General features: G+C 69.9%; 7 protein-coding genes. 4 read left to right on the top strand and 3 right to left on the bottom strand.

The genetic code is table 11. From position 1 onward, the window contains the following. Positions 1–4: 4 nt before the first annotated feature. Positions 5–928 (bottom strand): ATP-binding cassette domain-containing protein, encoded by a 924-nt coding sequence (locus tag G7043_RS19575; RefSeq protein WP_166047358.1) that lies wholly within the window; start codon positions 926–928, stop codon positions 5–7. Beyond that, positions 921–1,529: a TetR/AcrR family transcriptional regulator gene (locus tag G7043_RS19570; protein ID WP_166047356.1), complete on the bottom strand. Its 609-nt coding sequence runs from the start codon at positions 1,527–1,529 to the stop codon at positions 921–923. The genes G7043_RS19575 and G7043_RS19570 overlap by 8 nt, the downstream gene beginning before the upstream one ends. 255 nt (positions 1,530–1,784) lie before the next feature. Between G7043_RS19570 and ssb the strand changes: the two genes are divergently transcribed. The 4 genes from ssb (at position 1,785) to G7043_RS19550 (ending at position 14,026) form a co-directional block, all read left to right on the top strand. Continuing rightward, the gene (ssb, locus tag G7043_RS19565) at positions 1,785–2,180 is read left to right on the top strand and encodes a single-stranded DNA-binding protein (RefSeq protein WP_166047354.1); all 396 of its coding nucleotides are present in this window, start codon (positions 1,785–1,787) and stop codon (positions 2,178–2,180) included. A 272-nt stretch (positions 2,181–2,452) separates the two neighbouring features. Next, a complete protein-coding gene (gene ettA / locus G7043_RS19560; protein ID WP_166047352.1) occupies positions 2,453–4,129 on the top strand; it encodes an energy-dependent translational throttle protein EttA in 1,677 nt (558 codons plus the stop codon). An 18-nt stretch (positions 4,130–4,147) separates the two neighbouring features. Further along, positions 4,148–8,734 carry a hypothetical protein gene (locus tag G7043_RS19555; RefSeq protein WP_166047350.1) on the top strand — a complete coding sequence of 1,529 codons (4,587 nt, stop codon included), beginning with the start codon at positions 4,148–4,150 and terminating at the stop codon, positions 8,732–8,734. A 348-nt stretch (positions 8,735–9,082) separates the two neighbouring features. Further along, positions 9,083–14,026, top strand: coding sequence for an NAD-glutamate dehydrogenase (locus tag G7043_RS19550; RefSeq protein ID WP_166047348.1), 4,944 nt, complete (start codon positions 9,083–9,085; stop codon positions 14,024–14,026). A gap of 20 nt (positions 14,027–14,046) precedes the next feature. Here the strand turns inward: G7043_RS19550 and G7043_RS19545 are convergent, their stop codons facing one another. After that, the gene (locus G7043_RS19545; RefSeq protein ID WP_166047346.1) at positions 14,047–14,544 is read right to left on the bottom strand and encodes a DUF2975 domain-containing protein; all 498 of its coding nucleotides are present in this window, start codon (positions 14,542–14,544) and stop codon (positions 14,047–14,049) included. Positions 14,545–14,607: the final 63 nt, after the last annotated feature.

Here is a 14,607-nt window from a genome sequence, read left to right as displayed (position 1 = left end):
CCCCCTAGTTCGCGGCGAGAGTGAGGTAGACGTCATCCAAAGTGGGCTCTCCGAGGCCGATTTCGTGCGCCTCCAGGCCGTTGTCGTCCAACGCGCGCACGACCGTCGCAAGGTCGCGTGACGCACTGACGGGCGTGGTGAGCGTGAGACCTTCCGCGACCGGGTGGAGGCCCACGGCGTTGATGGCCTTCAGCGCGGTGTCCACTTCGGACGCCGATTCGAGCGTGACGGTCACCGTGCGCTGGCCGACCTGGGCCTTGAGCTCGGCCGACGTGCCGGAGGCGACGACCTTGCCGTGGGACAGCACGGTGATCGTGTCGGCGAGCCGGTCGGCCTCGTCCAGGTACTGCGTCGTGAGCAGCACGGTCGTGCCGTCCGCGACGAGCTTCTCGACGATCTCCCACATCGCCAGGCGGCTGGCGGGGTCGAGGCCGGTGGTCGGTTCGTCCAGGAACAGCACCTCGGGGTTGCCGACCAGCGACGCGGCCAGGTCGAGCCGGCGCCGCATGCCGCCGGAGTAGGTCTTGGCGTTGCGCTTGGCGGCGTCGGTGAGGTCGAACTGCTCCAGCAGGTCGTCCGCGCGCTGGTGGGCCTGCTTGCGACTGGCACCGAGCAGGCGGGCGATCAGCACGAGGTTGTCGTGCCCGCTGAGCTGTTCGTCCACGGCGGCGAACTGGCCGGTCAGGCCGATGCGGCTGCGGACCTCGTGGCTCTGCCGCACCACGTCGAACCCCGCGACCCTCGCGCTGCCGGCGGAGGGCGGCAACATCGTGGTGAGGACGTTGACCAGGGTGGTCTTGCCGGCGCCGTTGTGGCCGAGGAGGCCGAGCACGGAGCCCTTCTTCGCGGTGACGCTCACGCCGTCGAGGGCGTGCACGTCACCGAACTTCTTGCTCACGTCCGTGGCTTCGATCATGAGCTCACTCATCTGTTTCCCCCTTGAGCGCGCCGTGCAGGAAAAGGTCGACGATGGTCGCGGGCTCGGCGGTGGTCTGGCCGAAGCCCGAACCCATGCGGTTCGTGAAGACGGCGCCGAGCAGCATCCGCGCCGCGAGGTCGGGGCTGACGCGCAGCTCCTCCTCGCCGAACAGGCCCGCGACGGCCTCGGACAGCTGCTGCATGCCGATCGGCGGGCCCTTGTGCTTCTTGTGGTCCTCGTCGCGGGGTTGGTAGCCGGACTCGCGCAACGCGCCGATGACACCCCACATGCGGTCGAGGTAGCCGCTGAACGTGGCGACTCCCGAGGTCAGCCGTTCCTCCAACGGCACGTCCGCCGGGATCGCTTCGAGGCGGGCGACCTCTTCGTCGGAGTGCAGCGCGCGTTGGATGCACGCGTCCAGCAGCTCCGCCTTGTCTTTGAAGACGCGGAAGACCGTGCCTTCCGCGATGCCGGCCGCGGCCGCGATCTGGCTGGTCGTGACGTTCGCGCCGGCTTTCACGACGAGCGGCAGCGTGGCCTGGACGATCGCTTCGCGGCGATCTTCCGGGCTCATCGCGGGGGCGCGGCGGCGGCGTGGTTCCTCTGACACGTCCGCAACTATATGAGTGAGTACTCACTCATGTCAATGAGTGGGCGCTCACTCACTCGCTCCCGCTCCAGCGCCGCACTAGCACACAGGTCCGACAATTTCGCGGTCCGAGGCGTCCCAAGATCGCGACCTGTCCACAACCCGCGAGTAATCCACAGATCCGCGTCCGCCCCGCCCACCCCGCCCGCCACCGGAGCAACCTGGACCGGCACCCCCTCGAACCCGGAGGCAAACCCGATGGCCTGGAATTCCACCGTGATCACCGTTGTTGGTTCTGTGGCGAGCGAGATCACGTACAAGCACGGCGAGGACGGCAAGACCAACGCGTACTTCCGCCTCAGCTCCACCGAGCGCCGGTACAACACGTCGATCGGCGACTGGGAGGACGGCGAGACGTTGTGGCTGGGCATCTCGTGCTGGCGCAAGCTCGCCGACAGCGTCAAGACCACGCTGTCCAAAGGTGATCCCGTGATCGTCCAAGGCAAGCTGCGCATGCGGCACTACGAGAAGGACGACCAGAAGCGGACGGCGTTCAACCTGGACGCGCTCCACGTCGGGCTGGACTTGAGCCGTGTGCAGTCACTGGGCGCCGCCCCGGTCGTTGAACCGCGGGTCGGCGAGGATCTCGCCGAAGAGCCCATTCCGTTCTGATCCGGCTTGCGCCGTTCGGGGCAAACGGGTTCCGGGTGTTGGGGAACCCACCCGATCCGAACACGCCGCCGGTGAAGATGTACGCACTGCGAACCACGAAGAAGGAGGGAAGCTCGTAGATCGGGGCCGACGAGGACCGATCGCCGAGAGTCGTTCACGTTCGAACGGAACGAGCAGGTCACCGAGTCGCGTGACGCTCGTCGCGAGGGTGAACGCCTGCTTGTCGGCGACCGAGGTCAGTGGCCTCCGGGCACCGCTCTACGATCGCCGCCATGGCCGAGTTCATCTACACCATGAAAAAGGTGCGCAAGGCGCACGGTGACAAGGTCATCCTCGATGACGTCACGATCATGTTCTACCCCGGCGCGAAGATCGGTGTGGTCGGTCCCAACGGCGCCGGCAAGTCGAGCGTGCTCAAGATCATGGCGGGGTTGGACACGCCGAACAACGGCGAGGCGTACCTGTCGCCCGGCTACACCGTGGGCATCCTGCAGCAGGAGCCGCCGCTCAACGAGGAGAAGACCGTCCTCGGCAACGTCCAGGAGGGCCTGGGCGAGATCAAGGTGAAGCTGGACCGCTTCAACGAGATCGCCGAGCTGATGGCGACCGACTACTCCGACGAGCTGATGGAGGAGATGGGCAAGCTCCAGGAGGAGCTCGACCACGCCGACGCGTGGGACCTCGACTCCCAGCTGGAGCAGGCGATGGACGCCCTGCGGTGCCCGCCGCCGGACGCCGACGTCACCAAGCTCTCCGGTGGTGAGCGCCGCCGCGTCGCGCTGTGCAAGCTGCTGCTGAGCAAGCCCGACCTGCTGCTGCTCGACGAGCCCACCAACCACCTGGACGCGGAGAGCGTCCTGTGGCTGGAGCAGCACCTCGCGCAGTACACCGGCGCCGTGCTCGCCGTCACCCACGACCGGTACTTCCTGGACAACCTCGCCGAGTGGATCCTCGAGATCGACCGCGGCCGGACCCACCCGTACGAGGGCAACTACTCCACGTACCTCGAGAAGAAGGCCGAGCGGCTGGCCGTCCAGGGCAAGAAGGACCAGAAGCTGCAGAAGCGCCTCAAGGACGAGCTGGAGTGGGTGCGCTCCGGCGCCAAGGCCCGCCAGGCCAAGTCCAAGGCGCGACTCGACCGCTACGAGGAGATGGCGGCCGAGGCCGAGAAGACCCGCAAGCTCGACTTCGAGGAGATCCAGATCCCGCCGGGCCCGCGTCTGGGCAGCGTCGTGGTCGAGGTCGACAAGCTGAAGAAGGGCTTCGGCGACCGGGTCCTGATCGACGGCCTGTCGTTCACGTTGCCGCGCAACGGCATCGTGGGCGTCATCGGCCCGAACGGCGTCGGCAAGACCACGCTGTTCAAGACCATCGTGGGTCTCGAGCAGCCGGACGCCGGCGGCGTGAAGGTCGGCGAGACGGTCCTGCTGTCCTACGTCGACCAGAACCGCGGCGGCATCGACCCGAAGAAGAACGTGTGGGAGGTCGTGTCCGGCGGACTCGACTACATCCACGTCGGCAACGTCGAGATGCCGTCCCGCGCGTACGTCAGCGCGTTCGGCTTCAAGGGCCCGGACCAGCAGAAGCCGGCGGGCGTGCTGTCCGGTGGTGAGCGCAACCGCCTCAACCTCGCGCTCACGCTCAAGCTCGGCGGCAACCTGATCCTGCTGGACGAGCCGACGAACGACCTGGACGTCGAGACCCTGGGCTCGCTGGAGAACGCTCTCGAGCAGTTCCCCGGCTGCGCCGTGGTGATCTCCCACGACCGGTGGTTCCTCGACCGCGTCGCCACGCACATCCTCGCGTGGGAGGGCACGGACGAAGACCCGTCGAAGTGGTACTGGTTCGAGGGCAACTTCGAGGGCTACGAGAAGAACAAGCTCGAGCGCCTGGGTGCCGATGCCGCAAGGCCGCACCGTGTCACGTACCGCAAGCTGACACGGGACTGAGAGGGCAACGGCGACGTCGTGGCGGCGAGGGGCGAGACGCAGGCGAACGTCGAGGTGAGCACGCTGGTCGTGCCCGCCTGGCGGCTGCGTTGGCGGGCACCGGAGCTCGCTCTGGTGCTGGGTGAGCGCGCACTCGCGCTCGCCTCCGCCCGTCACGACGAAGCCGACCGCCTGCGGGCGGAGTCGCTGGTGGTCTTCGCGGGCAACCGCGTCGGCCGCGGCGTCCGCATCGCCGACCGGGCGATCGACGCGTTGAAGGCCGCCGAAGCAGCCGGTGAACACGAGACCGCGTGGCTGCTGCGGGTGGAACTCGCGGCGTGCGCGCGGTCCGTGGGAGCCCCGCTGACGGGGTTCGCCGCGGTGACGCCCGTGCTGGAAGCGCAGGACGTGCCCGCTGAGCTGCGGGCGTCGGCTCTGGTGCAGGCCAGCGAATGCCTCGTCACGGTCGGCCGCGGCGACGAACCCACGCGGGCGCTCGCGGAAGCGGACCAGCTCTACGTCGCCGACACGACGCTCGACGACGACACCCGTCTGTTGCTGCGCGGCGTGATCCGCGCGGTGCAGGCCGCGCAGCACCGGCGGTGGGGCGACATCGCCGCCGCCATCGGGGCCGCGCGCGAAGGCCTCGACCTGCTGAGCAGGTTCTCCGACCCGTCCGCGGACAGCGGCGAGGGGATGGGGCGGCTCACGCTGGAACTGGTGCTCGCATTGATGGACGCGAACCGTCTGCTCGACGCGAGCGAGGTCGGCGGCCCGGTGCTCGACCTCCCGGTGCGGGCACCGTCGGCGTCGACGACCGGCTGGTTGCGCCTGGCGCTGGCCACCCGCGTGCACCTGCCCGCCGGTCGGGTCGCGCTGGCCCGCGAGATGCTGCGCGAGGCCGCGACGAGTGCCGAACGCCACCAGCTCGACACCCTGCTCGCGGAAAGCCTGCTCGCGCTGGCCCACGTGCACGAGGTGTCGGGCGAGCTGGCCGACGCGCTCACGAACCTGCGCTCCGCGCACGCCGCCGAACGCCGCCGAGCCCGCGCCGTCTACGCGGTGCGCGCGAGACTGGCCGCCGAGTTCTCCGGCGTCCACCGCCAGCCGGCCGACCTGCACCAGCAACTGGCGAGCGTGCTCCGCCCGGTCGAGGGCATGCCGATCGTCACCGACGGCGTGCTGTCCGCCGCCCTGAAACAACAGCTGCGCCAGTGGAGACCTGTCCAGGTCCGCAAAGGCGATGGCCTGTCGGTCAAGCGCGTTCGCCGCGCTGCCGAAGACATGACCGTGGAGGGTTTGTCCGCGGCACGCCAGCACGCCGCCGATCGGTGGCGCATGGTCCAGCCGTTCGGCGAGCCCGACGACAAAACCCCGGAGCCCGTGGAACCGCCCCCCGCAACCCCGTCCTCCGACCGCACCGTCCCCGCCTCGGGCCTGATCGCCTCCGCGGGTGCCATGGTGAGCGGTCGCCGCCGCGCCGCTCGAGTGGCCGCGGGCGAGATCGAGGACGACGAGCCGAACACCCTCGCCGAAACCCCGGCCGCCTCCGAACCGCAGGCATCCCAGCCCCCGACATCCCAGCCCCAGACACCCCAGCCCGAAGCGACGCCGGCGTCGGAGCCGCCGCTGAGCCCGGAGCAGGAACGAAAGCGCAAGGTCGAGCAGCAGCTCATGGAGTTGCAGCGCGAGGCCCGCCGCCAGATCGAGGCGGAACGCCAGGCGCGCGAGGAACAACGCGCCCAGGCGGAACGCGAGGCCCGCGAGGCGGAGGAAGCCGCGCGCCAAGAGGCCGCGCGCCAGGAAGCCGCTCGTGCGGAAGCCGCACGCCAGGAAGCAGCCCGTCAGGAAGCGGTACGCCAGGAAGCAGCCCGTCAGGAAGCGGCGCGTCAGGAGGCCGCTCGCCTGGAGGAGGCTCGGCGCGAGGCCGCCCGGCTGGAAGCGGTTCGCCGGGACGTCGCGCGTCAGGAAGCGGCACATCAGGAAGTCGCCCGCCAGGCCGCGGAACGCGAGGAGGCTGCCCGCGCGGAAGCCGCTGCTCGTGCGGAAGCCTCGAACTCCCAGCCGGAGAGCGTGCTGGACATGCTCAAGGCCCAGGGCCTGCGAGCAGGTGGCCGCCGCCGTGCCCGTGACAGCGAGGCCGAGCCCTCGACCCCGTCGTGGCGCGTGGAACCGCCGTCCCGCCTCCGTGAAGACGACGCCGCGACCCCGGACTCCTCCGGGTCGCACGCCGCACCCGCCGACCACCCGAACTACTTCGCGGACTCACCCTCGCCGGACATGCCGGACCGCCCCGGCCGTTCCGGCCTGGCCGCGGCGTTCGGCCGTCCCCCGGCGGCCCCGGACTTCGGCCCGCACCTCGACGAACCGTCCTACCCGCTGCACACCCCGGCGGGAGGCTTCCCGGCCACGCCCTCCGACCCGGACGACGAGCGCAAGCTCCCCGACCTCGACTTCAGCTCGCTCGACTTCAGCACCCCGAAGTCCCAGCGGCCGTCCGCCTCCGTCCCCTCCCCGGAGCCGGCGGAGCACCCGGACCAGGAACCGAAACCGGACCCCGACCACACACCGCTGCCGCCCCTCCCGGATCCGATCCCGTCGGTACCCACCCCGGACGAGGTCCCGCAGGCCCCGGAACCGGACCTGCTGTCGAGCACGTTCCTGAGCTCGGCGGACGTGGAGGACGACACCGGGGACGTCCCCACCGTCCCGGTCCGCCTGCCCCGCGCCGCCGACCAGCCGGCACCGCCCGACAGCACCGCCCAGCCCGGCTTCGGCGGTCAGTCGAGCTTCGGCACCCAGAACTTCGGGACGCAGCCGACCTTCGGCACCCAGACCAGCTTCGGCACACCACCCAGCTTCGGCACACCACCCGGCTTCGGCACCCAGTCGGGTTTCGGCGGCTTCGGCGACCAGCCCGACCGCGCCATCGATGCCGGATCCGGCGTGGGCACCGAGTCCGACTCGACCCCGCAGTACGACTACTTCGCAACCGAGCCCGCGACCCCGTCAGACCCGGTCGACCAGGCATCGCAGGCGGACGCGCCGACCGAAACCGGACTCACCATCGCCGCCGCGACCGGCACCGAGAGCACCGGCGAGTCCGGCACGCGAACGGGCCGCCCGAGCAGCCGCCGCAAGCCCAGCGACCTGAGCCTCGCCGACCTGCTGGCGGAAGCGCTCGTCGCCTACGAGACGGGCCGCCGCTCCGACGAGGAGCAGGTCGAAGCCACCGACCTGAGCGTCCCGGACTGGTCGGCCGCCGAACCAGGGGCCGCCGCGGACTCCGCCGTCGCTTCCGAGCGATCCGGCGCGGAAGGGGAGCGGTCCTCCACCACGGACCCGCTCTTTCGCCCAGGGGAGTCCTTCGGCGCGCAGCCGTCCGCCACGCAGTCGTCCGCGGAAGCCGCGTCCAGCGAAAGCCCCGGCTTCGGCCTTGGCCCGTCGTTCGGCACGCAGCCGGTGTCGGCGCGGTCGAGTGAGGACTCCGGCTTCCGGCCTGGTTCGTCCTTCGGTTCGCCGTCGGTGCCGGACTCGGGCGAGGACTCGGGGTTCGGCCCCGGCTCGTCCTTCGGCACGCAGCCGATGTCGGCGGAGGAGTCGGGTGGCAACGCCGGGTTCCGCTTCGGTTCGCCGTCGGCGGAGCCGGGCGAGAACTCGGGATTTGGACCGGGCTCGTCCTTCGGTACGCAGCCGGTGTCGGGGGAGGAGTCGGGTGGGAACGCCGGGCTCCGCCCTAGTTCGCCGTCGGTGGAGTCCGGCGGGGGCTCGGGGTTCGGGCGGGACTCTTCGTTCGGCTCGCAACCGGAATCCGGTGAGGGTTCGGGGTTTGGGGTTGGCTCGCCTTCCGTGTCGGAGTCGGGCACGGAATCGGGGTTTGGGCCGGGCTCGTCCTTCGGTTCGCAGTCGGAGTCCGGTGAGGGTTCCGGGCTTGGGGTTGGTTCGTCGTTCGGTTCGCCGTCTATGCCGGTGGAGTCCGGCGAGGACTCGGGATTTCGGCCCGGCTCGCCTTTCGGCTCGCAGCCGGAGCCGGGTGAGGGATCCGGATTTGGGGCCGGCTCTTCGTTCGGCTCGCAGGCGGAGTCCGGTGTCGGCTTCAGGTTCGGGTCTGATCAGTCGGCCGGCTCGCCGTCGGTGCCAGCGGAACCCGGCGACGACTCGGGGTTCCGGCCTGGCTCCTCCTTCGGCACGCAGGCGTTGCCGGGCGAGTCCGGCGCGGACCCCCTCTTTCGGCCCGGCTCGTCCTTCGGTGCCCACCAGGACTCGGCCGCGGGCTCACCCGTCGCCGACTCGCTCTACCGCTCAACACCGTCCTTCGGCAGCCAGCAGTTCCCGGCTGAACCGGCCGGCGACAGCCCGCTGAGCTCGTTCGGCGCGCAGCCGCCGTCGGCAGGCGAAGGACCGGGTTCGGAGTACTTCCTCCCGGCACAGCCGTACACCTCGCCCGCCGCCGTGGAGCCGGGAGCTCAACCCGGCCCGGAGTCCGCTCCACCCTTAGCGGAGACCGAGCAGGAGAAGACCGGCCCGATCGTCCCCGTGGGCGCGGCGCCGGACAGCGAGACCACCGGGCCCATCCGCCCGGTCGGGCCGCACGGTCCCGCGGGGTGGACTCTGCCGGGCGCGTGATGGTGGGAAACACCACACTCCCGGCACCGCGAAGTGCTCAGCCCGCCGGGTGCGAGCCAAGGCTTGGTGAACGTCGCCGGCGGTCCTCCAGGGACCGCCGGGGCCCATGATCGATCGTGCGCTGCGGACCGGCCGGATGGCCGGTCCGGCCAGCCCGTCGGGCTCGCTCGTGTGCTGTCGCGTCCACCATGCGGAATGCGTTGTCGCGACTGATGATGTGACTCGATTCAGCCCTCGATTCAGTGGTTCGTCAGTGCCCCTCCTGTTGCCGGTGGCGGCTCCCATCCCATCTAGGGTGGGGGCGAACCCGGCACACAGAGGTGCCGGATAGCGTGGAGTCGCCTGAAGATGACCTCGACTGGAGCCCCGACCCGAACCGACGACGCCCCCGCGGTCACCACCGCGGACGGCGAGAGTCCAACGGCCAGTCCTGAACAGGTCCGTGACGAGCTGATCGAACGGGCCGCCGCCAATGCACCCGAACTCGCTGATCTGATCCGCCTCTTCTACCGGCACGTGCCCGCCGAGGAAGTCAACGACGACGACCCGGTGGACCTGGTCGGAGCGGTGCGATCGAACTACCAGCTCGCCGAGAGCCGCGTCCCGGGACGCGCCGCGGTGCGCATCCTCAACCCGACGCGCGGGACCGACGGGTGGCAGTGCCCCGTCACGGTGGTCCAGGTCGTCACCGACGACATGCCGTACCTCGTGGACTCGGTCGCGTCCGAGCTCACCCGCGGTGGTGTGCAGGTGCAGCGCGTTGTGCACCCGATCGTCGTTGTTCGGCGTGACCCGGTCACCGGCGAGCGCACCGAGGTGCTGCCCACCGCCGACCCGGCCGATCCGCCGGCGGACGCGCTGGCCGAGTCGTGGATGAACATCGAGGTCGACCTCATCACCGACCCCGATCGTGCCCGCGAGCTCGAGACCCGGCTGCTGACGGTGCTGACCGACGTGCGCGAGGTCGTCGAGGACACCGACCGGATGGTGACGACTGCCCTGCAGCTGGCCGAGGAGCTGGGCAAGGACTCGGCCGAGGACACCACCGACGGCTCGAAGCTGCTCAAGTGGCTCGCCGACGGGCACTTCACCTTCATGGGCTACCGGCAGTACGAGCTGGTGCAGGAGGACGGCGAGCCGGCGTTGCGGGCGGTGCTCGCGAGCGGGCTCGGCGTGCTGCGGCAGGACAGCCTCGCGGCGCGCAGCCTCACCGCCGGGCCGGACAACGGCGCGCAGGCGCTCAGCCCCGACCTGCTCGTCCTCACCCAGGCGAGTGCGCAGAGCAGCGTGCACCGCAGCGTCTACCCGTACTACGTGGGCGTGAAGACGTTCGACTCCGAGGGCAACGTCTCCGGGGAGCACCGGTTCCTGGGCATCTTCAGCACCACCGCGCTGCACGAGGACGTGCTCGACATCCCGGTGATCGAGCGCCGCGTGCGCGAGGTGATCCACCGCGCGGGCTTCCCGCTGCAGTCGTACTCGGGCCAGCGGATGCTCGAGGTGATCCAGAACTACCCGCGCACCGAGCTGTTCTCGGTCGACAGCGAGACGCTGTACCAGACCACGACGGGTGTCATCGCGCTCGCCGAACGCCGCAGGCTGCGGCTGTTCCTGCGCCGCGATCCGTTCGGCCGCTTCTTCTCGTGCCTGGTCTACCTGCCGCGCGACCGCTACACGACGACGAGCCGCCTCGCGATGCAGGAGGTGCTGCTCGCCGAGCTCGGGGGGCTGAACCTCGAATACAGCGCGCGCATCGGCGAGTCCGCACTCGCGCGTGTGCACTTCATGGTGCACACGGACCCGGCGCGCACGCTGGAGCCGGACGTCCACGCGATCCAGGCCAAGCTGGCCGAGGCGGTGCGCAGCTGGGACGACCGCATGGTCGAGGCCGTCACCGGTGACAGCGGTGAGCTCGGCGCCGAGTCGGCCACGGAGCAGGGCCAGCGGTTCGCCGCGGTCTTCCCGGAGGCCTACAAGGAGGACTTCCCGGCGAGCACGGGTCTCGAGGACTACCGGCGCATCGAGGCGCTCGTCGAGGGCGGCCTCGACATGGTGTTCTACGTGCCCGAGGACGCCGAGCCGGGGGAGCGGCGCTTCAAGCTGTTCCTGACCGGCGAAGGCATCACGCTGTCCGACGTGCTGCCGATGTTGCAGCGCATGGGCGTCATCGTGGTCGACGAACGGCCGTACGAGATCGCGCGCGAAGACGGCGTGCAGTGCTGGATCTACGACTTCGGCCTGCGCATCGACCAGGCCGCGCTCGCCCAGCTGTCCGAGGCCGACCTCGACAACGTGCGGGTGCGGTTCCAGGACGCGTTCGCGGCCGTGTGGCGTGGTGAGGCCGAGGTCGACCGGTTCAACTCGCTGGTGCTGCAGGCCGGGCTCACCTGGCAGCAGGCCGCGATGCTGCGCGCGTACGCGAAGTACCTGCGGCAGGCCGGCACGCCGTACTCGCAGGACTACATCGAGGACGCCGTGCTCGGCCACACGAGCGTGGCGATCGCGCTGGTGGCGTTGTTCGAGTCCCGGTTCGACCCGCGGCTCGACGACGCCACGCGGGCCGGCCGCACCGAGACGATGGTCGTCGAGACCGGCAAGCTGATCGACGACGTGACGAGCCTCGACGCGGACCGCATCCTGCGCAGCCTGCTCACGCTGATCAACGCCACGCTGCGGACGAACTACTTCTTCCGCGACGCCGACGGCAACGCCCGGCCGTACCTGTCGGTCAAGCTCAACCCCCAGGCCATCCCGGACCTGCCCGCGCCGCGGCCGAAGTTCGAGATCTTCGTGTACTCGCCGCGGATCGAGGGCGTGCACCTGCGGTTCGGCAGCGTCGCGCGCGGTGGTCTGCGCTGGTCCGACCGCCGGGAGGACTTCCGCACGGAGATCCTCGGCCTGGTCAAGGCGCAGGCCGTGAAGAACGCGGTGATCGTGCCGGTCGGCGCGAAGGGCGGCTTCGTGGTCAAGAAGCCGATCGCCGTGACGGGCGACCCCGGCATCGACCGCGAGAACTTCATGTCCGAGGGCATCGCCTGCTACAAGATGTTCATCTCGGGCCTGCTCGACCTCACCGACAACCTGATCAACAACGAGGTCGTGCCCGCGCCGCAGGTCGTGCGCTACGACGGCGACGACACGTACCTGGTCGTGGCTGCGGACAAGGGCACCGCGACGTTCTCCGACATCGCGAACGGTGTGAGCCAGAGCTACGGCTTCTGGCTGGGCGACGCGTTCGCGTCCGGTGGCTCGATCGGCTACGACCACAAGGCCATGGGCATCACGGCCAAGGGCGCGTGGGAGAGCGTGAAGCGCTCGTTCCGCGAGCTCGGTGTGGACACGCAGACCGAGGAGTTCACCGTCGTTGGCATCGGTGACATGTCCGGTGACGTGTTCGGCAACGGCATGATGCTGTCCGAGCACATCCGGCTCGTGGCCGCGTTCGACCACCGGCACATCTTCATCGACCCGAACCCGGTCGCGGACACCTCCTACGCCGAGCGCGTGCGGTTGTTCAACGTGCCGCGCTCGTCGTGGGACGACTACGACCGCTCGCTGATCAGCGAGGGCGGCGGCATCTTCCCGCTCACGGCCAAGTCGATCCCGCTCTCCGAACAGGCCCGTGTCGCGCTGGGACTGCCCGAGGGCGTCGACAAGCTGTCGCCGCCGGAGCTGAAGAAGGCGATCCTGCTGGCGCCGGTCGACCTGCTGTGGAACGGCGGCATCGGCACCTATGTGAAGGCGTCGACCGAGTCGCACGCAGACGTCGGCGACAAGGCGAACGACTCGATCCGCGTCAACGGCGACGAGCTGCGGGTCAAGGTCGTCGGTGAGGGCGGCAACCTGGGCCTGACCCAGCGCGGCCGCATCGAGTTCGCGCGTGCCGGCGGCAAGGTCAACACCGACGCGCTCGACAACTCCGCCGGCGTGGACTGCTCCGACCACGAGGTCAACATCAAGATCCTGCTGGACCACCTGGTCCGCGAGGGGTCGCTGGAGCAGCAGCAGCGCAACGAGGTCCTGGCCGAGATGACCGACGAGGTCGGCGAGCTCGTGCTGGCGGACAACTACTCGCAGAACAACGTCCTCGGCGTCAGCCGGGCGCACGCCGGTCCGATGCTGTCGGTGCACGCGCGGCTCACGGCCGACCTCGAACAGCGCGGGGCGCTCAACCGCAAGCTGGAGGCGTTGCCGAGCGTCGCGGAGTTCAAGGCGCTGGAGAAGCAGGGCGCGGGCCTCACCTCACCGGAGCTGGCCACGCTGCTCGCGTTCACCAAGCTCACGCTGAAGGAAGAGCTGCTCGCGAGCGAGATCCCGACGATCGACACGTTCAAGAACAAGCTGCCGGACTACTTCCCGAGCTTGTTGCGCGAGCGTTTCGGTCTGGCCATCCCGAACCACCCGCTGGCGAAGGAGATCATCACCACGGTGGTCGTCAACGAGGTGGTCGACGGCGGTGGCGTGTCCTACGCCTTCCGCCTGGCCGAGGAGATGAGCGCGTCGGCGACCGACGCGGTCCGCTCCTACGCCGTGGTCACCGAGGTCTTCGACCTGCCGTCGATCTGGCGCGAGATCCAGGCGCTGGACAACGTGGTGCCGACGGAGGTCCAGGACAGCATGGTCCTGGAGACCCGCCGCCTGCTGGACCGCGCGTCCCGCTGGCTGCTCTCGAACCGCCCGCAGCCGCTCGCGGTGGGCTCGACGATCAACCGCTTCCGCGGCGTGGTCGGGGAGCTCAGCCCGTTCGCCTTCGAGCTGTTGCAGGGCAAGGAGTTCGACGTGGTCGCCGGCAAGGCGGAGCGGTACGTCGAACAGGGCGTCCCGGCTGAGCTGGCCCGCAAGGTCGCCGCGCTGCTCTACATGTACGGCCTGCTCGACGTCACCGAGATCGCCGAGCTGGCCGAACGCGAGTTCGGCCCGACCGGCGGTGCGGGCCCGGAGCGCACGCACCGGGAGACGGCCGAGGTGTACTTCGCGCTGTCCGCCCACCTCGACATCGACCACATGCTGGACTCGGTGACCAACCTGGAACGTGGCAACCGCTGGCACGCCCTGGCCCGGCTGGCTCTGCGCGACGACTTCTACTCGTCGTTGCGGGCCATCTCCATCGACGTGCTGAGGGCCAGCGACGAGGGCGACACGGCGAGCGAGAAGATCTCCAAGTGGGAGCAGGCCAACGCCTCCCGCCTGGCTCGTTCGCGCGGCGCGCTGGAAGAGATCAACCGGGTGCACCAGCTGGACCTGGCCACCCTGTCCGTCGCTGCCCGCCAGGTGCGGAGCATGGTCAGGTAGTGCTGAAGAGCTGGAGCAGGTCAGACGACCTGCTCCAGCTCGGCGCCCTGCTCGATCGCGCGACGCAGCCACTGCCGTCCGATCACGAGCAGCAGCGCGACGCCGATCGCCGCGACCGTGCCGACGGCGGACCCCATCCACAGGCTCAGGGTCTCCATGCCGTCGGCGGGCGAGGGGATTTCGGCGAAAGTGACGTAGACGAACAGCCAGGCGAGCACCACGGCACCGGCGGCGACGGCGCCGATGGCGATGTTCGTCCACATGAGCGTGCCGGCCTCGGACACCGTGCCCTTGCCCGCCCTGTGCAGCATTCCGCCCAATGCCACCGCCAGGACCTGCAGGCACGCGACGAAGACGATCGCGGACACCACGAACGGCACTCTCACGGACTCGTAGGGCGGGAACAGCTCGACCTCATCCACCGCGGTCGTCGGGATCACCACGACCTGCGCGAACAGCCCGCCGAGGAACGCGATGGCGAGCAGAGCCTGCAGGAAGATCACCGGTGCGCGAGACATAGATCGAGTATCGAGAGCTGCCTATCGACTTTCAATCGGCTGGTGTGGAGGTCCTGTGAAGGT

This window comes from Lentzea alba (assembly GCF_011067745.1).
In the GTDB taxonomy this organism is placed as follows: Bacteria; Actinomycetota; Actinomycetes; order Mycobacteriales; family Pseudonocardiaceae; genus Lentzea; species Lentzea alba.
The sequence above is the reverse complement of the archived record's forward strand: the minus strand, read 5'-3'. Positions and strand labels throughout refer to the sequence as shown.